This is a genomic window from Massilia glaciei (assembly GCF_003011895.2).
In the GTDB taxonomy this organism is placed as follows: Bacteria; Pseudomonadota; Gammaproteobacteria; order Burkholderiales; family Burkholderiaceae_D; genus Telluria_A; species Telluria_A glaciei.
This window is the reverse complement of the sequence record NZ_PXWF02000173.1, coordinates 39,358-59,266: the sequence shown is the minus strand read 5'-3', so window position 1 is coordinate 59,266 and position 19,909 is coordinate 39,358. Positions and strand designations below refer to the sequence as shown.

The 19,909-nt window shown below is 64.4% G+C and carries 16 protein-coding genes; 3 read left to right on the top strand and 13 right to left on the bottom strand.

The features are described from left to right. Positions 1–61 precede the first annotated feature (61 nt). The 4 genes from glmM to C7C56_RS11055 all read right to left on the bottom strand — a co-directional run bounded on the left by glmM (position 62) and on the right by C7C56_RS11055 (position 5,234). On the bottom strand, positions 62–1,402 hold the full coding sequence (glmM, locus tag C7C56_RS11070; RefSeq protein ID WP_106757460.1) for a phosphoglucosamine mutase: 1,341 nt from the start codon (positions 1,400–1,402) through the stop codon (positions 62–64). 47 nt (positions 1,403–1,449) lie between these two features. Then, positions 1,450–2,280, bottom strand: a complete 831-nt coding sequence (gene folP / locus C7C56_RS11065) for a dihydropteroate synthase (RefSeq protein ID WP_229458712.1) — start codon at positions 2,278–2,280, stop codon at positions 1,450–1,452. Positions 2,281–2,476: 196 nt separating this feature from the next. Further along, positions 2,477–4,363 carry an ATP-dependent zinc metalloprotease FtsH gene (gene ftsH, locus C7C56_RS11060; protein ID WP_106757459.1) on the bottom strand — a complete coding sequence of 629 codons (1,887 nt, stop codon included), beginning with the start codon at positions 4,361–4,363 and terminating at the stop codon, positions 2,477–2,479. A 175-nt stretch (positions 4,364–4,538) separates the two neighbouring features. After that, entirely contained in the window at positions 4,539–5,234 is a 696-nt protein-coding gene (locus C7C56_RS11055) for an RlmE family RNA methyltransferase (protein WP_106757458.1), read from the bottom strand. A gap of 41 nt (positions 5,235–5,275) precedes the next feature. Here C7C56_RS11055 and yhbY point away from each other — a divergent pair, with 41 nt between their 5' ends. Next, positions 5,276–5,746: a ribosome assembly RNA-binding protein YhbY gene (yhbY, locus tag C7C56_RS11050; RefSeq protein ID WP_106757457.1), complete on the top strand. Its 471-nt coding sequence runs from the start codon at positions 5,276–5,278 to the stop codon at positions 5,744–5,746. Between the two features lie 338 nt (positions 5,747–6,084). Here the strand turns inward: yhbY and C7C56_RS11045 are convergent, their stop codons facing one another. From C7C56_RS11045 to C7C56_RS11020, 6 genes are all read right to left on the bottom strand, one after another. Continuing rightward, the gene (locus C7C56_RS11045; RefSeq protein WP_106757456.1) at positions 6,085–6,540 is read right to left on the bottom strand and encodes a DUF4149 domain-containing protein; all 456 of its coding nucleotides are present in this window, start codon (positions 6,538–6,540) and stop codon (positions 6,085–6,087) included. Then, on the bottom strand, positions 6,540–7,019 hold the full coding sequence (gene greA, locus C7C56_RS11040) for a transcription elongation factor GreA (RefSeq protein WP_106757455.1): 480 nt from the start codon (positions 7,017–7,019) through the stop codon (positions 6,540–6,542). The genes C7C56_RS11045 and greA overlap by 1 nt, the downstream gene beginning before the upstream one ends. Before the next feature lie 126 nt (positions 7,020–7,145). Further along, on the bottom strand, positions 7,146–10,376 hold the full coding sequence (carB, locus tag C7C56_RS11035; RefSeq protein ID WP_106757454.1) for a carbamoyl-phosphate synthase large subunit: 3,231 nt from the start codon (positions 10,374–10,376) through the stop codon (positions 7,146–7,148). Then, positions 10,377–11,540: a glutamine-hydrolyzing carbamoyl-phosphate synthase small subunit gene (gene carA / locus C7C56_RS11030; protein WP_106757453.1), complete on the bottom strand. Its 1,164-nt coding sequence runs from the start codon at positions 11,538–11,540 to the stop codon at positions 10,377–10,379. It abuts the gene before it with no gap. Between the two features lie 270 nt (positions 11,541–11,810). Further along, a complete protein-coding gene (locus C7C56_RS11025; protein WP_106757452.1) occupies positions 11,811–12,218 on the bottom strand; it encodes a GlcG/HbpS family heme-binding protein in 408 nt (135 codons plus the stop codon). 322 nt (positions 12,219–12,540) lie between these two features. Further along, on the bottom strand, positions 12,541–13,446 hold the full coding sequence (locus C7C56_RS11020) for a patatin-like phospholipase family protein (RefSeq protein ID WP_106757451.1): 906 nt from the start codon (positions 13,444–13,446) through the stop codon (positions 12,541–12,543). A gap of 309 nt (positions 13,447–13,755) precedes the next feature. Between C7C56_RS11020 and C7C56_RS11015 the strand changes: the two genes are divergently transcribed. After that, entirely contained in the window at positions 13,756–15,372 is a 1,617-nt protein-coding gene (locus C7C56_RS11015) for an alpha-amylase (RefSeq protein WP_219933140.1), read from the top strand. 231 nt (positions 15,373–15,603) lie between these two features. Next, positions 15,604–15,831 (top strand): hypothetical protein, encoded by a 228-nt coding sequence (locus C7C56_RS28130; RefSeq protein WP_146204421.1) that lies wholly within the window; start codon positions 15,604–15,606, stop codon positions 15,829–15,831. A gap of 99 nt (positions 15,832–15,930) precedes the next feature. Here C7C56_RS28130 and C7C56_RS11010 read toward each other — a convergent pair whose 3' ends face one another. The 3 genes from C7C56_RS11010 to C7C56_RS11000 form a co-directional block, all read right to left on the bottom strand. Then, positions 15,931–16,914, bottom strand: a complete 984-nt coding sequence (locus C7C56_RS11010) for an acyl-CoA desaturase (RefSeq protein ID WP_106757450.1) — start codon at positions 16,912–16,914, stop codon at positions 15,931–15,933. A gap of 37 nt (positions 16,915–16,951) precedes the next feature. Continuing rightward, positions 16,952–17,269 carry a metalloregulator ArsR/SmtB family transcription factor gene (locus C7C56_RS11005; protein WP_106757449.1) on the bottom strand — a complete coding sequence of 106 codons (318 nt, stop codon included), beginning with the start codon at positions 17,267–17,269 and terminating at the stop codon, positions 16,952–16,954. A gap of 98 nt (positions 17,270–17,367) precedes the next feature. Next, positions 17,368–19,785, bottom strand: coding sequence for an AAA family ATPase (locus C7C56_RS11000; RefSeq protein WP_106757448.1), 2,418 nt, complete (start codon positions 19,783–19,785; stop codon positions 17,368–17,370). Positions 19,786–19,909: the final 124 nt, after the last annotated feature.

Here is a 19,909-nt window from a genome sequence, read left to right as displayed (position 1 = left end):
CTGCATCAATAAAGCGCGGATCGAAGCGGTCTGCGTCGTCACTGGCGCCCCGCCCGCCCGCTCACGCCGCCATGACCTTGTCGGCGATGCGTTGCGCCATGGTCTGCGCCAGCACCGCCGTCTTGGCCTCGACCATCACACGGATCAGCGGCTCGGTGCCCGAGGCGCGGATCAGCACGCGGCCGGCGTCGCCCAGCTCGTGCTCGACCAATTCTTTTTCGGCCACCATCGCCGGATTTTTCGTCCAGTCGAAATTGGCGGGCACTTTCAGGTTGATCAGGGTCTGCGGGTACAGCACCAGTTCGCTGCAGCATTCATCGAGCGATTTTCCGCTGCGCATCAACGCCGACAACACCTGCAGCGACGAGACGATGCCGTCGCCGGTGGTGTGCTTGTCGAGGCATAGCAGATGGCCAGAACCCTCGCCGCCGAGGATCCATCCTTTTTCTTTCATCACCTCGAGCACGTAGCGGTCGCCGACCTTGGCGCGGGCGAAGCCGATGCCAAGTTCCTTGAATGCGACCTCGAGGGCCATATTGGTCATCAGGGTGCCGACGGCGCCCGCCACCGGACCGGTGGCCATGCGGTCGCGCACCATCACGTACAGCAGTTCGTCGCCGTTGTAGAGGCGGCCGTTCTTGTCGCACATGATCAGGCGGTCGGCGTCGCCGTCGAGGGCGATGCCGAGGTCGGCCTTGTGCTCGACCACGGCGGCGGCCATCGCGGCGGTCGCCGTCGCGCCGAAACCGGCGTTGATGTTCAGGCCGTTCGGGGCGGCGCCAATGGCGATCACCTCGGCGCCCAGTTCGTGGAACACGTGGGGGGCGATGTCGTAGGCGGCGCCGTGGGCGCAGTCGACGACGACCTTCAGGCCGCGCAGGTCGAGCTCGTTCGGGAAGGAGCTCTTGCAAAACTCGATATAGCGGCCCTGGGCGTCGTCGAGGCGCTTCGCGCGCCCGAGTTTGTCGGGGGCCACGCATTCCATCGGCATGTCGATGGCCGCCTCGATCTCGAGCTCGACGTGGTCGGCGAGCTTGGTGCCGTGCTTGGAGAAGAACTTGATGCCGTTGTCCTGGAACGCGTTGTGCGAGGCCGAGATCACGACGCCGGCCGACAGGCGCAGCGCGCGCGTGAGGTAGGCGACGGCCGGGGTCGGCACCACACCGGCCATCATCACGTCGACGCCGGCGGCGTTGAAGCCGGCCTCGAGCGCCGCTTCGAGCATATAGCCCGAGATGCGCGTGTCCTTGCCGATGATGACGGTCGGCCGGCCCGACGAGGGACTCGTCTTGGCGAGCACCTTGCCGGCGGCGTAGCCCAGACGCATGACGAAGTCGGGGGTGATGGGGGCGACGCCAACCAAGCCGCGTACGCCGTCAGTACCAAAATATTTGCGTGCCATCGTTACTCTCTTTTTTATAAATTTTGTAAATTTTGTGAATTATAAACTTAATGAGCAGCCTGCCAGACCTTGAGCGCGTCGACCGTCTCGGCGACATCATGCACCCGCACCAGTGCTGCGCCATGCGCTACCGCAGCCAAAGCGCCCGCGAGGCTGCCCGCAAGGCGTTGTTCGACCGGCTTGCCGGTTGCCGCGCCGATCATCGACTTGCGCGACACGCCGGCCAGCAGCGGCAGGCCAAGCTCGCGCTTGATGCGCCCGACCGCGCGCAGCAGATCGAAATTATGCTCAACCGACTTCCCAAACCCAAACCCGGGATCGACGCAGATGCGCTCGCGCGCGATCCCGGCGGCCGTCATGGCCGCCACGCGCGCCTGCAAAAACGCGATGACCTCGGCCGCCACATCCTTATACGCAGGATTGTGCTGCATGGTTTCAGGCGTGTTTTGCATGTGCATCACGCACAAGGCGCAGTCGCTGTCGGCGACCGCTTCGAGCGCGCCCGGCGCGCGGAAGCCGTTGATGTCGTTGATCATGTCGGCGCCGGCGAGAATCGCCTCGCGCATCACGCCAGGCTTGTAGGTGTCGACCGAGACCGGCTTGCCCAGGTCGCGCAAGGCGTACACCACGGGGATCACGCGGGCCAGCTCGTCGTCGAGCGGGAGCGCCGGCGCCCCCGGGCGGCTCGACTCGCCGCCGATGTCGATCAGGTCGACGCCTTCGGAGATCATTTCCTCGGCGCGCACGAGGGCGAACTCAAGGCCGTGGAAGTGGCCGCCTTCGGAGAAGGAGTCGGGTGTGACGTTGAGCACACCCATGACGAGCGGCCGGCGCGCGAGCGCGAAGCTGTAGCGGCCGCACTGGAAGCTGCTTGGCAGTGGTGGATTCAAAGGCGGGTCCCCGCCGCTTGCGGCGGCGCGTAAGGGGTGAAAGGGGTGAAAGGCGTGCAAGGGGTCCAACTTGTGCGAGGTAAATCAAGTGCGCAAGGCGTGCGCGCGGACGCAAAAAGGGCGGGGACGAATCCCCACCCTTTAACGGTCCTGCCTGTGTGGCGCATTCGCGGTGGCGGCCGGATCAGACGGGCGCCGTGGCGTTCGGCGCGACATCGCCGGGACCCTTGTCGCTCGGCGGCGGATTGCGGCGCACCGGAATCACCGCCGGCGGACGCGGATCGCCGCCGGCCATGATGTCGTTGACCTGGTCGGCGTCGAGCGTCTCCCAGTCGAGCAGCGCCTTGGTCATTTTTTCGACCTTGTCACGGTTTTCCTCGAGCAGGCGGCGCGCCAGTTGGTACTGGGTGTCGAGGATGTCGCGGATCTCGGCGTCGACTTTTTGCTGGGTCGCCTCGGAGATGGTCTTGGTGGCGCCGCCGAAGAAGCCCTCGTTCTCGCTGTCCTCGTAGACCATCACACCCATGCTGTCGGACATGCCGAAGCGCGTGACCATCGCGCGGGCCACCTTGGTGGCGCGCGAGAAGTCGCTCGAGGCGCCGCTCGACATCTGGCCGACGAAGATCTCCTCGGCGATGCGCCCGCCGAACAGGATCGAGATTTCCTCGAGCATCTTGTCCTTGTACAGGGACAGGCGGTCGTGCTCGGGCAGCTGCCAGGTCAGGCCGAGCGCGGAGCCGCGCGGCATGATCGTGACCTTGTGCACCGGGTCGGCCTTGGGCAGCAGCTTGGCGACGACCGCGTGGCCGGACTCGTGGTAGGCGGTGGCGGTGCGCTCTTCCTCGCGCATGACCATCGACTTGCGCTCGGGGCCCATGTAGATCTTGTCCTTGGCGTCCTCGAAATCGATCATTTCGACCAGCCGCTTGCTGCGGCGGGCCGCGAACAGCGCAGCCTCGTTGACGAGGTTGGCCAGGTCGGCGCCCGAGAAGCCCGGGGTGCCGCGCGCGATGATGTCGGCCCTGACGTCGGTGCCGATCGGCACTTTGCGCATGTGCACGTTGAGTATCTGCTCGCGGCCGCGGATGTCGGGCAGGCCGACGACGACCTGGCGATCGAAGCGGCCCGGACGCAGCAGCGCCTTGTCGAGCACGTCGGCGCGGTTGGTCGCGGCCACGACGATGACGCCGGAGCTCGCCTCGAAGCCGTCCATTTCAACGAGCAGCTGGTTCAGGGTTTGTTCGCGCTCGTCGTTGCCGCCGCCCATGCCGGCGCCGCGGTGGCGGCCGACGGCGTCGATCTCGTCGATGAAGATGATGCAGGGCGAATGCTTTTTGGCGTTCTCGAACATGTCGCGCACGCGCGAGGCGCCGACGCCGACGAACATCTCGACGAAGTCGGAGCCGGAGATCGAGAAGAACGGCACCTTGGCCTCGCCGGCGATGGCGCGCGCGAGCAGGGTTTTACCGGTGCCGGGAGGGCCCACCATGAGCACGCCGCGCGGGATGCGCCCGCCGAGCTTTTGGAACTTGGTCGGGTCCTTGAGGAAGTCGACGATCTCGTTGACCTCCTCTTTGGCCTCGTCGCAACCGGCGACATCGCCGAAGGTGACGGTGTTGTTGGTCTCGTCCATCATGCGCGCCTTCGACTTGCCGAAGGAGAACGCGCCGCCCTTGCCGCCGCCCTGCATCTGGCGCATGAAGAAGATCCACACGCCGATGAGCAACAGCATCGGGAACCAGTTGAGCAGGATTTGATACAGGAAACCAGGCTCCTCGGGCGGCTTGATGTCGAAGCGCACGCCGTTGTTGACGAGGTCGCCGACGAGGCCGCGGTCGTGGTGCGACGCGGTCGCGCGCACCTTGGAGTCGTCGTTGCGCGTGGCGGTGATGACCGAGCCTTCGATGAGCACTTCTTTGATGTTCCGGGCCTTGACCTGGTCGAGCAGCTCGGAATATTTGATCGTTGTTGCGCCGCCGGCGGCGTTGCCGCTGTCAAAACGCTGGAACAGCACGAACAGCAGCAACGCTGCCACGACCCAGAATGCGGACTTGGAAAACATATTATTCACGAAAACTCCTTCGATGCAGGCGCATCTTTTTACCGATATAGAACTCGGATTTTACTCGCATTAAGCAGGCAATGCCACGCACGCCAGCGGACATGCCGAAAAACCGCCGCAACGGCCTTCAAGCCAAAGCGGCGCCGAACCCGTGGCGCGGCGCCCTCCTGCTCTTGATGTGCGGCTACAGGCCGCGAATATCAAGGCCCGATTCGTCTTCCATCGCAAGATTATTTTCCGTGGGGTTCTTCAAACCGCGCCCGAGCAGGAAGATCTCGGACGATTTGTCGCGGCTCGCCTTGGGCTTGATCTGCTTGACGGTTTTGAATTCGGCCCGGAATTTCTCCACGACCTGGCTGAAACCCATGTCTTTAAAACACTTGACCAGCAGCGCGCCGCCCGGCTTCATGTGGAACTGGGAGAATTCGATCGCCAGATCGATCAGATGCTCCATGCGCGCCGAGTCGGCCGTCGGGATCCCCGACAGGTTCGGCGCCATGTCCGACAGCACCACGTCGGCCTTGCGCCCGGCCAGGATGGTGTCGAGCTGGCGCAGGCTGCGCGGCTCGCGGAAGTCGCCGAGGATGAAGTGCATGTCGGCGATCGGCTCCATCGGCAGCATGTCGAGCCCGATGATGGTGCCGTTGATGCCGCCGCCGTCCTTGCCGGCGAACTTGCGGCGCACGTACTGGCCCCAGCTGCCCGGGGTCGAACCGAGGTCGACGACGACCTGGCCGGTTTTGATCAGTTTCTCGCTCTCGTCGATTTCCTTGAGCTTGTAGGCGGCGCGCGCGCGGTAGCCGTCCTTCTGGGCCAACTTCACATAGGGGTCGTTAATGTGGTCGTGCAACCAGTTTTTGTTTAATTTGTTCTTTGCCATTCGCGTAGAATACTGCTTTTAAAGGATTTATCTAAATAATTATGCAAAAACTTACACCCGTCGAGCGCAGCGCACTGCGCGCTGAAGCCCATGCGCTGAAGCCAGTCGTCATCATTGGCGAAGCAGGCCTGACCCCGTCGGTCATGAAGGAAATCGCGGCCAGCCTCGATTCCCACGGCCTCATCAAAGTGCGCGTGTTCGGCGACGACCGCGAGGCGCGGGTCGCCATCTACGAGCAGATCTGCGAGGAACTCGAGGCCGCGCCGGTCCAGCACATCGGCAAGCTGCTCGTCGTCTACCGCCCCAAAAAAGAGGTGGTCAAGGAGCGCAGCAGCAAGTCCGGCAAGGGCATGCGCGAAGTGACCATCGTCAAGGCCAGTGCCAGCGGCACCAAACGTCCGAGCGTCACCAAGGTCATGATCAAAGGCAATGAGCGGGTCACCGAGGGTGGCACGATCAAGCGCGCAAAACCGCGCCAGACGAGCCCCAAGAAAGGTGCTCTGGGTAAGTAATTGCCTGGAATTCGGGGCTGGATCAGCCGACATGCCCTGCCCACCGCGCCCCCCGTCATTCCTGCCATTGGCAGAAACGACTCCTCGCGAATGCGGGGACCCATGCTGAACTGGCACGTTGTTAACTTTGGCTACTTTTACTACGCCACTTTCGTGGGCAAAGTCTAAGAGTCGCGTGAAGGAAAGCTCAGCATGGGTCCCCGCCTGCGCGGGGATGACGTTGGTTGCGGCGGTGGGTGGAAAGCGGTTGGCGAACCGGCTCCGGTCGTTTTTTACTGCGTGGATCTAGTTCGTTTTTTACTACGTAGTTCTAATTCGTTTTTACTGCTCAGCTTTGATCAATTGCTTTTTTCTTCAGCGTTCTTGATAAGCAACCAACCGGCCAGCACGCTCTGGATCAGGTAGATCACGCTCGAGACGCCGTGCAGCATGCCGAAGCGCGCCTTGGCATCCCCAACCATCACCCCGTCGAGCGAGCCCGCGCGCAAGGCCGCCATCAGCGGCTGCAGGCCGAAGTGCGACACCAGCGTGCAACCGAGCATCGCCAGCGCCAGCAGCATCAGGCCGCGGCGCCGCTTCGGGTCCAAGCCTTTGGCCACGAACAGCAACAGCAGCATCGCCGCGCCGCAGCCGAGCGAGAGCATCGCCTCGCTGTGGAACATGGCCGCCGCCACCGCGCCCGCCATGGGCCGCTCGAAGCTCGCGAACGCGGTCGGCGCGACCAGGTAGCCGACCGTCCACAGGCTGCCCGCCCACAGCGCGGCCACCAGCAGCCGCACGCGCGAGAGCAGCATCAGATGTAGCGCACTTCGATGATCTCGTATTCGCGCGGGCCGGACGGCGCCTGCACCTCGACCACGTCGCCGGCGTACTTGCCGATCAGCGCGCGCGCGATCGGGGATGTCACCGACACCTTGCTCAACTTCAGATCGGCCTCGTCGAGGCCGACGATCTGGTAGGTCACCTTTTGGCCGTTCTCGAGGTCCTCGAGGTCGACCGTCGCCGCGAACACCACGCGCCCCTCGGCGTCGAGCGTGGTCGGGTCGATCACCTGCGCCGCGCCCAGCTTGCCCTCCAGTTCCGCGATCCGGCCCTCGACGAAGGCCTGGCGCTCCTTGGCCGCGTCGTATTCGGCGTTTTCGGACAGGTCCCCGTGCGAACGGGCCTCGGCGATCGCGTCGATCACGATGCGGCGCTCCTTGGTCTTGAGCTGGTGCAGCTCGTTCTTGAGGAGCTCGGCGCCGAATTTGGTAAGTGGAACTGTTGAATTCATGGTTATCTGCTTATGTGTCAATACCGTGTGTAAAGAGCGGCTGTGTTATTGGTGGCACCAAGTGAAAACCACAGAGTCACACGACGAAAGCCGTGCGAGCTCTGTGGTTGAGGTACTGCCTGCCACCTAGTTTAAGGTTTTATGCAGGCCTTGTAAATCATAGACCCGCAACTCGTCGAGATGGCGCATGCCCTCGACCGCCGCCTCCGCACCCGCAATTGTAGTGTATGTCGTCACGCGCGCGGCCAAAGCCGAAATCCGGATCTGGCGCGAGTCGACGATGGCGGTGCGTTTTTCCTCGACCGTGTTCACGACCAGCACGATTTCCTGGTTCTTGATCATGTCGACCACGTGCGGGCGTCCCTCGGACATCTTGTTGACCGCCACCACCGGAATCCCGGCCGCCGCGATCACCGCCGCCGTGCCCTTGGTGGCCACCAGCTGGAAGCCGATCTCGACCAGGTCGCGCGCCACCTGCACGGTGCGCGGCTTGTCCGACGCCTTGACCGACAGGAACACCTTGCCCGAGGTCGGCAGGTTGATGCCGGCGCCGAGCTGCGACTTGACGAACGCCTCGCCGAACGTCATGCCCACGCCCATGACCTCGCCGGTCGACTTCATCTCGGGTCCTAGGATGGTGTCGACGCCCGGGAATTTGACGAACGGGAACACTGCCTCCTTGACGCTGAAGAACGGCGGGATGACCTCCTTGGTGACGCCCTGCGAGGCCAGCGTCTGGCCGACCATGCAGCGCGCGGCGATTTTGGCCAGTTGCAGGCCGGTCGCCTTTGACACGAACGGCACCGTGCGCGAGGCGCGCGGGTTCACCTCGAGCACGAACACCTTGTCGACCATCCTGCCCTCGAGCTCCTGCTTCTGGATCGCGAACTGCACGTTCATCAGGCCGATGACGTTGAGGCCCTTGGCCATGAGCGAGGTCTGGCGCTTGAGTTCGTCGATGGTGTCCTGGCTGAGCGAATACGGCGGCAGCGAGCAGGCCGAGTCGCCCGAGTGCACGCCGGCCTGCTCGATGTGCTCCATGACGCCGCCGATGAAGGTGGTCTCGCCGTCGGAGATGCAGTCGACGTCGACCTCGATCGCGTCGTTGAGGAAGCGGTCGAGCAGCACGGGCGAATCGTGCGAGACCTTGACCGCCTCGCGCATGTAGCGCTCGAGGTCGCGCTGGTCGTGGACGATCTCCATCGCGCGGCCACCGAGCACGTACGAGGGGCGCACCACCAGCGGGTAGCCGATCTCCTGGGCCAGCGCCAGCGCGTCGGGCTCGGTGCGCGCGGTGCGGTTGGGCGGCTGGTGCAGGCCGAGCTTGTGCAGCATCTGCTGGAAGCGCTCGCGGTCCTCGGCCGCGTCGATCATGTCGGGCGAGGTGCCGATGATCGGCACGCCGTTCTTTTCAAGGTCGAGCGCGAGCTTGAGCGGGGTCTGGCCGCCGTACTGGACGATCACGCCGACCGGCTTTTCGAGCGCGACGATCTCGAGCACGTCCTCGAGCGTGAGCGACTCGAAGTACAGGCGGTCGGAGGTGTCGTAGTCGGTCGAGACGGTCTCGGGGTTGCAGTTGACCATGATGGTCTCGTAGCCGTCCTCGCGCATCGCCAGCGCCGCGTGCACGCAACAGTAGTCGAACTCGATGCCCTGGCCGATGCGGTTGGGGCCGCCGCCGAGCACCATGATCTTCTTCTTGTCGCTCGGGTTCGACTCGCACTCCTCGTCGTAGGTCGAGTACATGTAGGCGGTGTCGGTCGAGAACTCGGCCGCGCAGGTGTCGACCCGCTTGTAGACGGGGCGGATGCCGAGCGCGTGGCGGCGCTCGCGCACCGCCGTGTCGGTCGTTTGCAGCAGGAAGGCGAGGCGGCGGTCCGAGAAGCCCTTTTGCTTGAGCTTGTAGAGCAGCGGCTTGTCGAGCGCCTCCAACTTCTGGGTGTCGAGCCACAGTTCGATCTCGACGATCTCCTTGATCTGGATCAGGAACCACGGATCGATGTGGGTCAGCTGGTGCACCTCCTCCATCGTGAAGCCCTGGGCGAAGGCGTCGCCGACGTACCAGATGCGGTCCGGGCCCGGCTCGCCGAGCTCCTCCTCGATGGTTTCGCGGTCGCGGGTTTTCTCGTTGAGGCCGTCGACGCCGACCTCGAGCCCGCGCAGCGCCTTCTGGAACGCCTCCTGGAAGGTGCGCCCGATCGCCATGACCTCGCCCACCGATTTCATCTGGGTGGTCAGGTGGTGGTCGGCGGCGGGGAATTTCTCGAACGTGAAGCGGGGCACCTTGACGACCACGTAATCGATCGACGGCTCGAACGAGGCCGGGGTCGCGCCGCCGGTGATCTCGTTGCGCAGCTCGTCGAGCGTGAAGCCGACGGCCAGCTTGGCGGCGATTTTGGCGATCGGAAAGCCGGTCGCCTTCGACGCCAGCGCCGACGAGCGCGACACGCGCGGATTCATCTCGATGACGATCATGCGCCCGTCGGCCGGGTCGATCGCGAACTGCACGTTGGAGCCGCCCGTGTCGACCCCGATCTCGCGCAGCACCGCCAGCGAGGCGTTGCGCATGATCTGGTATTCCTTGTCGGTGAGCGTCTGCGCCGGCGCGACCGTGATCGAGTCGCCCGTGTGCACGCCCATCGGATCGAGGTTCTCGATCGAGCAGATGATGATGCAGTTGTCGGTCTTGTCGCGCACGACCTCCATCTCGTACTCCTTCCAGCCGATCAGGGACTCCTCGATGAGCAATTCCTTGGTCGGCGAGGCTTCGAGGCCGCGCTTGCAGATGGTTTCGAACTCCTCGGCGTTGTAGGCGATGCCGCCGCCGGTGCCGCCCATCGTGAACGAGGGCCGGATGATGGTCGGGAAGCCCAGCTCGCGCTGCACCACCCAGGCCTCGTCCATCGAGTGGGCCACGCCCGAACGCGCCGAACCGAGGCCGATCTTGGTCATCGCCTGCTTGAACTTGGAGCGGTCCTCGGCCTTGTCGATGGCTTCGGGCGAGGCGCCGATGAGTTCGACGTTGTACTGCTTGAGCACGCCGTGGTTGTGCAGGTCGAGCGCGCAGTTGAGCGCGGTCTGGCCGCCCATGGTCGGCAGGATGGCGTCGGGGCGCTCCTTGGCGATGATGCGCTCGACGACCTTCCAGGTGATCGGCTCGATGTAGGTCACGTCGGCCATTTCGGGGTCGGTCATGATGGTGGCCGGATTGCTGTTGACGAGGATGACCTTGTAGCCCTCCTCGCGCAGCGCCTTGCAGGCCTGGGCGCCGGAATAGTCGAACTCGCAGGCCTGGCCGATGATGATCGGGCCGGCGCCAATGATCAGAATACTTTTAATGTCACTACGTTTTGGCATTTAATTTTTCTCCGCGGCTTGCATCAGGCTGATGAAGCGGTCAAACAGGTAGGCCACGTCGTTCGGGCCCGGGGAAGCTTCAGGGTGGCCCTGGAAGCAGAACGCCGGCTTGTCGGTGCGGGCGAAGCCCTGCAGCGAGCCGTCGAACAGCGACACGTGGGTCACGCGGCAGTTGGCCGGCAGGGTCGCGGCGTCGACCGCGAAACCGTGGTTCTGCGAGGTGATCATGACCTTGTTGCTGTCGAGGTCCTGCACCGGGTGGTTGGCGCCGTGGTGGCCGAACTTCATCTTGAGCGTCGTCGCGCCCGAGGCGAGCGCCATGATCTGGTGCCCGAGGCAGATGCCGAAGGTCGGGATGCCACGCTCGATGAGCTCCTTGGCCGCGGCGATGGCGTAGTCGCACGGCTGCGGGTCGCCCGGGCCGTTGGCCAGGAAAATGCCGTCCGGGTTGAGCGCGAGCGCGTCGGCGGCGGACGCTTGCGCCGGCAGCACGGTGACCTTGCAGCCACGCTCGGTCAGCATGCGCAGGATGTTGCGCTTGACGCCGTAGTCGAACGCGACCACGTGGAATTTGGGCTCGGCGAGCTTGCCGTAGCCTTGTCCGAGCACCCATTCGGTCTCGGTGAACTCGTAGGCGGCCTTGGTCGAGACGACCTTGGCCAGGTCCATGCCCGACAGGCCGGGGAACGAGCGCGCCAACTCCAGCGCCTGGGCGGCGATCGGCTCCTTGCCGAGGCTGCCGACCAGGATGGCGCCGCTCTGGGCGCCCTTTTCGCGCAGCAGGCGGGTCAGCTTGCGCGTGTCGATGCCGGCGATGGCGACGATGTTCTCGCTCTTGAGGTAGTCCGACAGCGATTGGGTGGAGCGGAAATTGGAGGCCAGCAGCGGCAGGTCGCGGATGATCAGACCGGCGGCGCAGATCTTGCCCGACTCGACGTCTTCCGGATTGACACCGGTGTTGCCGATGTGCGGATAGGTCAGTGTCACGATCTGGCGCGTGTAGCTGGGATCGGTGAGGATTTCCTGATAGCCCGTCATGGCCGTGTTGAACACGACCTCGCCGGTGGTGTGGCCGGCGGCGCCGATGGAAACGCCTTTAAAGAGGGTACCGTCCGCGAGTACGAGAATGGCTGGAACGGCTGGGCCAGAAAAAAATGGCGGCAAGGGCAACTCCTGATAAAGTTACCGTAGCTGCGCCACGTCAGACCGACATGCACCCGCGCCGAGCCGTTTGCGCTCTGCTGGGGACGTCATTTTGAATGAGGGAGGTGGGTAGTCGCTACGGTATGTGTGTGAATGGCTAAACCTCAGAATTATAGCGCAAACGGGGGCATCCGGCAATCGCCGGCCGGCACATTTTAGTGTCACATTTCAGGATTTGCACGCGCCCGCAGCGATTGGCGGGCGCGCCCCGGCACGAACTTAGGGGCAGAACTACAGGCCGAGCGCGGCGATGCCCGCCTTGGCCACTTGCACATCCTCGGTCGACTTCACGCCCGAGACGCCGACGGCGCCGACGACGCGGCCTTCGCAGACGATGGGCACGCCGCCCTCGAGCATGCCTTCGAGGAAGCGCGCGCTCAGGAACGAGGTGCGGCCGTTATTGATGATGTCCTCATAAACCTTCGACTCGCGGCCGCCGAGTGCTGCGGTCTTGGCCTTGGCCGGCGCGAGCTGCGACGACACGGGGGCCACGCCATCCATGCGCTGAAAGCCGAGCAGATGGCCGCCTTCGCAGACGACGGCGATGGCGACCTTCCAATTGTTGGCAACGGCCTCAGCCTCGGCGGCGGCGGTGATCTTCTTGACATCGTCGAGGGTCAGGCTGGGTTTGTTTTGCATGGATGCGTTCCTTGAATAAAATTTAGCGGCCGATTCTACGCCGCCCGATGCGTTGCAAGATATGACTGTCAATATATTAGCTATGCAACAATTCAAGACCAAGGACAAGCAAAATCGCAACCGGCGCGCAACAGCCATTTGTAACCGGGGTCTGACCCCGATATCGAAATCAACTTCCCCACGCCAACCTCAAAATGGCGCGCCCAAGGGCTGGCTGCCGCCGTTTTACCCTCAAGCACGACATTAATTCCTTAACCGGGGTCAGACCCCGGTTAAGGAATTTTGCCTGCGCGCTAGGCGGCGGCCGGTCGCGGCGCTCGGTTTATGGCTGTTGCTTCGCCTTCAAGCGGGCCTTGATCTGCGGCATCATCGCCGCCGCCGCGCGCTCGCCCGCCAGGATCGCCAGGTTGCGGCCGTTGAAGTCTCCGCCCTTCATGTTCGGCAGGCTCGGCTGGATCACGACGTCGGCGTCGCGCAACTCGTGCTGGTTCAGGCTCTGCCCCATGATCGCGAACGTTTGCATGATCACCTCCATCGAACTGACCGCCGCCTGCGCGTCGGTTTGCGTCGAGATGTTGACCGCGATGATGAAGTCGGCCCCCATCTCGCGCGCGAAGCGCACCGGCACCGGCGCCACCAAGCCGCCGTCCACATACGAGTTGGCGCCGATCCGGACCGGCTGGAACACGCCCGGCACCGACGACGAGGCGCGCACCGCCTGGCCCGTGTTGCCGCGCTGGAAAAGAATCGGCTTGCCCGTGTTGAGGTCGGTCGCCACCACGCCGAAGTTGAGCTTGAGCTTTTCGATCGGGACGTTGCGCACCGCCTTGTTGACGTAATTCTGCAGCGCCTCGCCCTTGAGCACGCCCGAGGTCTTCCCGAACAAGGGCATGGCCCAGTCCGAAATGCTGGCCTCGTCCATTTCCATCGCCGTCTTTTGCAGCGCGAAGCCGTCGTTGCCGGCCGCGTAAAGGGCGCCCACCACGCTGCCGGCGCTGGTGCCCGCCACGATCTCCGGGTAGATGCCCTGCGCCTCGAGCGCCTTAATCACCCCGATGTGGGCGAAACCGCGCGCCGCCCCGCCCCCGAGGGCCAGGCCGATCTTGATTTTGCGCGGCGCGGCGGGCACGACGACGGCCGGCTTGAGCGGCTCCTGCACGGGCGGCGGCGAGCCGCACGCGGCCAACAGCGGGGCAAGGGCAAGCAGGGTCAGGCTTTTAGGGTGCATAGATGTCGAGGTGAAATGGGCGAATGCGATTGTACCCAGTATTGCCGCGCGGGGGCAAACAGCACCGCCGCGCCCGAAACACACTGTAATGGAAATAAAACTACATTGCACTCGGCTTAAACGATTGACATTGGCGCGAGCTGGTAGCAGCATAGGTATGTTGCAAAAGGCCATGAGACAGCCGTCGCAGCCAAAATGGTAGCAATAGTACGAATATTTTCCACAAACCAAGATCGGAGCGCCCCACCCCACCTTTCCCTGCTTCAGCATTAACCATGAGTAAATATAAAAAAACCATCGGAGACGAAAATGCAAGCAACAAACAAAAAAGTACCGCGCAACGCCCGCCGCATGCCCCGCATCCTGCTGGCCGCCGCCCTCGTGCTGTCGGCCACATCGGCCATGGCCCAGACCAACGGCACCATGCTGCAGTATTTTGACTGGGACTCGAACGGCGACGGCCAGCACTGGAACCGCGTCAAGAACAGTTCGGCCAGCTGGGCCACGAAGGGCATCACCGCCTTCTGGCTGCCGCCCGCCTACAAGGGCGGCGCCGGCGCCAGCGACGTCGGCTATGGTGTCTACGACATCTGGGACCTCGGCGAATTCAACCAGAAGGGCAGCGTGCGCACCCGCTGGGGCACCAAGGCCGAGTACATCGCCGCCATCGACGCCGCCCACGCGGCCGGCATCCAGGTCTACGGCGACATCGTCCTCAACCACAAGACCAGCGCCGACCTGACCGAATGGACCACCGGCGTGCGGGTCGACCAGAACAACCGCAACACCGAATACGGCGGCGACGTCAGCCTGCAGACCTGGACCAAGTTCACCTTCCCGGGCCGGCTGCAGGCCGACGGCACGCTCAAATACAACAACTTCAAGTGGAACTGGTACCACTTCGACGGCGTCGACTACGCGCAGAACCTGGGCGCCGACGGCTGCACCAACTGCCGCATCTACAAGTTCCGCGGCACCGGCAAGGCGTGGGACACCGGGGTCAGCACCGAGAAGGGCAACTACGACTACCTGATGGGCGCCGACCTCGATTTCGCGCATCCCGACGTGCGCAGCCACCTCAAGACCTGGGGCGTGTGGTACACCAACACGGCCAAGCTCGACGGCTTCCGCATCGACGCCACCAAGCACATCTCGGCCAGCTTTTTCAACGAGTGGCTGTACCACGTGCGCCAGTCGACCGGCAAGACCGGCGCCTTCGCCGTGAGCGAATACTGGTCGTCCGACATCAACGAGCTCAACAACTACGTCAACAGCGTCAACGGCACGTCCAACGACAAGATGTCGGCGTTCGACGTGCCACTGCACGCCCGCTTCCAGCAGGCGGCCGACGCCAACGGCGGCTTCGACATGGGCTCGCTGTTCAACAACACCCTGGTGGCGGCGCAACCGACGCGCGCGGCCACCTTCGTCGACAACCACGACACGCTCGAGGGCCGCGCGCTGTACTCGAAGGTGCAGGACTGGTTCAAGCCGCTCGCCTACGCGTCCATCCTGCTGCGCCAGGGCGGCTACCCGACCGTGTTCCTCGGCGACTACGAGGGCGTGCCCGGCAAGGTCGCCAACCATAGCTGGGTGATCGACAAGATGCTCACGGGACGCAAGTTCCATGTGTACGGCGTGCAGAACAACTACTTCGACAACAGCAACGTGGTCGGCTGGACGCATGAGGGCAATGCGGCGCACTGGTACGGCATGGCCGTGCTGCTCAACGACAACCGCAGCAGCGCGGGCTCGAAGTGGATGAAGGTCGGCTCGGGGCACGCGAACCAGTGCTTCAACGACGTCACCGGCGCCACCACGGCGACCGTGTGCGCGGACGCCAACGGCTGGGGCAATTTCCAGGTGCCGGCCGGCAAGGTGACGGTCTGGGTGCGGACCGGCAAGTTCGGCCGCAACTCGGGCTAAACTGGCGCCGTTTGAACCATGGGGAAGGGCCGCAAGCGATTGCCCTTCCCTTTTCCCTTTTCCATTTTCCCTTTTCCATTTTCAATTTTCGGCGCGTAGTCGAGGAACCCGACGCCGGTCTAACCGGCGCGGCTCGCATACAAGCCGAGGACCACCTCTTCGAAGTTGCCAATGAGGCCGCGCGCGACATGCTCCGCATACCAGTTGAATTGGGTGCTGACGCGGTAACGCATGCGCACCGTCAGCCTCGTCTTGCCGGCGCAGCAAGGGCAGCGCCGCGATACTGCAAACAAGCCGTTTCTTTGGCCAATCGGCCATCCGGCAGACCGCGCCCATGCCCAAACTGTCAAGCGCGCCAAACAGCGCAAACAGGGGCACGATCAGGATCGCGCAGATCAGCCCCTCGATCATGACCATCAATGTGGCCAGCACGAACAAGCCATTCGCCACGATGCCTGAAATAAAATAATAGCCCCACGTGCGGCGCTCGCCCAGCTCTGGCCGGCAAGCGCCCCGGCCACCATCGGCCACATTTTCGAAAATGGCGGCCTGGCCTTTTTACGACGCCGTCAACCGGCGCCGCCATGTCGGCTCCAGCGTGCCGGTGCCGGTCGGCCCGGGCAGGAATGTTGGGCCGACCATCTTGAGCTCGGTCCGGTGCGCCAGGTCCGCCGGCAGTTTCAGGTCCCAGGCCAGGCCCACCGATTGCATGCCTTTGAGCGCCCACCAACCCGGATCCCATTCACCCTCGGCCAGGCCGAGCCGCGCCGAGCCCGGGAAGGCGTGGTGGTTGTTGTGCCAGCATTCGCCCATCGTCAGCAGCGACGTCAGACGGATATTCCTGCCCTGCACCGCCGCGCCCTGCACCTCGTAATGCATGCCGCCGTGGTTGTGGGCGAAGTAGCCGATCAGCCAATGCCCGAACACGCCGGCCGTCACGCGCGCGCACACGCCCCAGAACACAAAGCCCCACCCGCCCCACGCGAACAGCAGCAGCGCCGGCGGCAGTTGCTGCAGCATCCATGTGCGCTCGAGCAATTGGTAGAAGCGGTCGTTGGCAATGCGCGCCTCGAGTTCGATGTGGGGCGCGTCCTTGAGCCGCAATTCGCAGTTGAGCTGCCACCACGCATCGGTCCACGGGCCGGCGCCGTGGCGCAGGTAGTCGTGGCAGGCGGGCAGGCGCTGCGCGAAATCGCGCAGTTCGTGCTGGCGCAGCAGGCCGATGGGCCCGGCCAGTCCCACCTGCACGCCGCAATACACCAGCAGGTATTCGAGCCAGCGCGGGCACTGGTAGCTGTTGTGGATGAGCTTGCGGTGGCTGCCCAGCGAGTGGCCGAACAGCAAGACCGTCGCGGTCGCCCCCACAAACACGGCGAACGCGGCAACGCTGAACGTCAAGGCGCCGCCCACGGCCGCCCCGCATGCCATGGCGATGAACCACAGCGACTTGCCCGGCGCGTACCGCACCTCGCCTTCAACAACGCTGTTGGCGTGCGCGCAGCGCGCACGGTGCCCCAACAGGCTCGCAGCCCGTTCCGTCATGGTGACTCCCTGGTGGATTGAAAAGCGGATTACATCGCTATTCGGCGCCGCGCTTCTTGAGTGCGCGCGACTCGCGCTTGAGCGGCCCGGCGACCGGGCAAACCTCGAACGCGTAGCCGGTCAGGGTGTTGACCAGGCTGTCGCGGTTGAGTTGGTAGTAGACGAACTGGCCCGCGCGCTCGCGCGTGACCAAGCCGGCGTTTTCGAGCACCGAAAGATGGCGCGAAATGGCCGGCGCGCTCATGGCGAAGCGCGCGGCCAGATCGGTGGTCGACAAGCGCGCCTCCGACAGATAGGCCAGGATTTGCCGACGCGGGCCGGACGCGAGTGCTTCAAAGACGCGGTCAAGGTGCATGGTTTAGAATTAAGCAATTAACGAATTTGTTAATAGATTAATCCCGGGATGCGGCCTTGTCAAGCTCATAAGGCCGGGCCGAATATTTCGAATATGTCCTATGCCGGCCGGAGCTCGGGCGCGCGCCGCGCCGACCACTGCTGCAGGTCGTCGAGCACGATGCGCACCTCGTCGATGTCGTGGCCGTTGTCGTCGGCGCGCTCCATCGCGCGGCTCGCCGCGCTGTTGACCAGAGACGCCAGGTCGCGCCCGGAGCAGCCCCCGGTCGCCTCGGCCAGCGCCGCGAGCGAGGGCGCGAGCTCGAAGCCGAGCGGCTTTCCGGTGAGCAGGACCTTGAGGATGTCGGCACGCGCCGCCGCGTCCGGCAAGCCGATCTCCTCCTTGTCGGAGAAGCGCGACAGCACGGCCGCGTCGATGTCGTCGAGGCAGTTGGTCGCCGCCAGGATGAACACCTGCCCGCTGCCGGCGCGCGAGGCGATGCCGTCCATCTCCTGCAACAGCTGGCCGACGATCTCCTGGCTGAAACTGTCGGCGCCGCCACGGCTGCCGGTGACGATGTCGATCTCGTCGATGAACAACAGGCACGGCGCCTGCGCGCGCGCCTTCGCGAACAGCTGCTTGACGCGCGCGCCCGATTCGCCCAGGTGGCTGCCCTTGATGTCGGCCGTGCTCACGGCCTGGAAGGCGATCCCGGATTCGCTCGCGAGCGCGCGCGCGATCTGGGTCTTGCCGGTGCCTGGCGGCCCGTACAACAGCAGGCTCTTGGGCACAGGCAGGCCGCGCTCGCGGTACTCCTCGGCGCGTTTGATCTTCTTTGCCAGCGACTGCAACTTGCGTTTGACCGCCTCGGGCAGGACCACCTGGTCCCAGCTGACCTCCTCGGTCTGGGTCGAGGACTTGCCGCGGATGAGCTTGACGGTGTTGGCGAACTCGGCCTCGTTCTGCTCGCCCGAATACACCACGCTCTGGAAGCGCATCACCAGGTTCTGGATGTCGCGCCCGGACATGCCGGCGGTGTCCTTGGCCATCTGCGCGGACACCGGCATGCCGATGCCGCACTTCTTAAACTCGAGCACCAGGATGCGCGTGCGCAGTTCCAAGTCGGGCAAGGCGATCTCGATGAGCTGGTTGAAGCGCGACACCACCGCGTCGTCGAGGCCCTCGTGGCGGTTGGTCGCGCCGACCACGAAGACCTGGCCGGCGACCGAATTCATGCCGTGCCATTCGGCCAGGAAGGCCTCGATCAGCTCATTGTTGAAATTGACATGGTCGCCCGATGTTCGCTTGCCAAGGACGCCCTCGCACTCGTCGATGAACAGGATGCACGGCGCCTTGGCGCGCGCCGCCTGCCAGCTCGCGGCCACCTTGGGCGCGGTATGTCCCTGGTGCTGGCCCTTCAGGTCGGCCGAGCTGACGGACATGAAGTGGCAGCCCGACGACGCGGCCAGGTTGCGCGCGATGCTGGTCTTGCCCGTTCCCGGCGGGCCGTACAGCAACAGGCCGCGCGGCGCGCCGGCCCCGCCGTGCTTGAACAATTCGATTTGCAGCAAGATCTCGTCGAGCGCCCCGCGCGTCACCGCGACCTCGCTCCAGGCCTGCTCCTGCGCATCGAAATTGCCCATCCTGGCCTCGAGCAGGCGCAGTTTCTTCTGCTCGATGCGGCGGCGCTGGGACAGCGCCGTCAGCGGCAGCACGCTGGCGGCCATTTCCGGCCCGAGCGCGCGCGTCATGGCCAGCAGCGCCGTCTTGATCGACTTGAACTTGACGCCCTCGCTGCTTTTGAAGTCGAGGATCTCGATCTTGTCTTCGGGGCATTGCAGGCGGATCAGGATCGATTGCACCTTCAAATCGGCCGCCTCGTTGAAACTGACGAAGCTGGCGCCGAACAGGTCGCCGTATTTGGCCTTGTCGATATTCCAGCTGCGGTCGATGTCGTCGCCGCAGCCGGGGGCGATGCGGGTGCAGTTGTAGCGGTAGGCCTGGTCGTCGGACGGCGAGCTGTCGAACTGCATGAGCACCGGTTCGTATTGACCGAGCCGGTCCAGCATCGCCACCTCGGCCTGGCTGTGCGCCTGCGCGAAGCGCACCCGCGACTTGTTGAAGAAGTGCCGGTACAGCAGCGCCGCCGACAACACCGCGAGCGGCACCGCCAGCCCAGGCCAGCCCAGCGTCGAGAGCAGGTAGTACACGCCGATCAGGGTGGCCGCGATCAGGCCCAGGCCAAGCACCCGCTGGTTCGCGCCGCGCGCGTCTGCCAAGGGCTTGAGCGTGAGGGACGGCATGAGCGAGGCGTCGAACGCCTCGTTGTAAAGCGCGACCTTGGAGGCCGCGCAAAGCGTGCCGAAACGGTCCTTGTATTGCGCGAGCTGGGCCTGGGCCGGCGCCAGCAAGTGTGCCAGCTCTTGCTTGGTCGCGGCCATTTCGGCGCCGGCTTTCTCGAGTTCGACCTTGAGCTTGGCGCGCTGCCGGTCGAGATGGTTGCTGATGTTGTTCTTCTGCGCGGTGGTGTCGGTCATGGCGATGGTAGAGGGAGTTGGTCTGGCCGCGCCCGGGGGCGCGGTACCTGATGCGGGGAAAGAATAATAACCTATATGTAACGTTTACCAGAAATGCGGGAAGGCCCGATTGGGCCGCACGGCC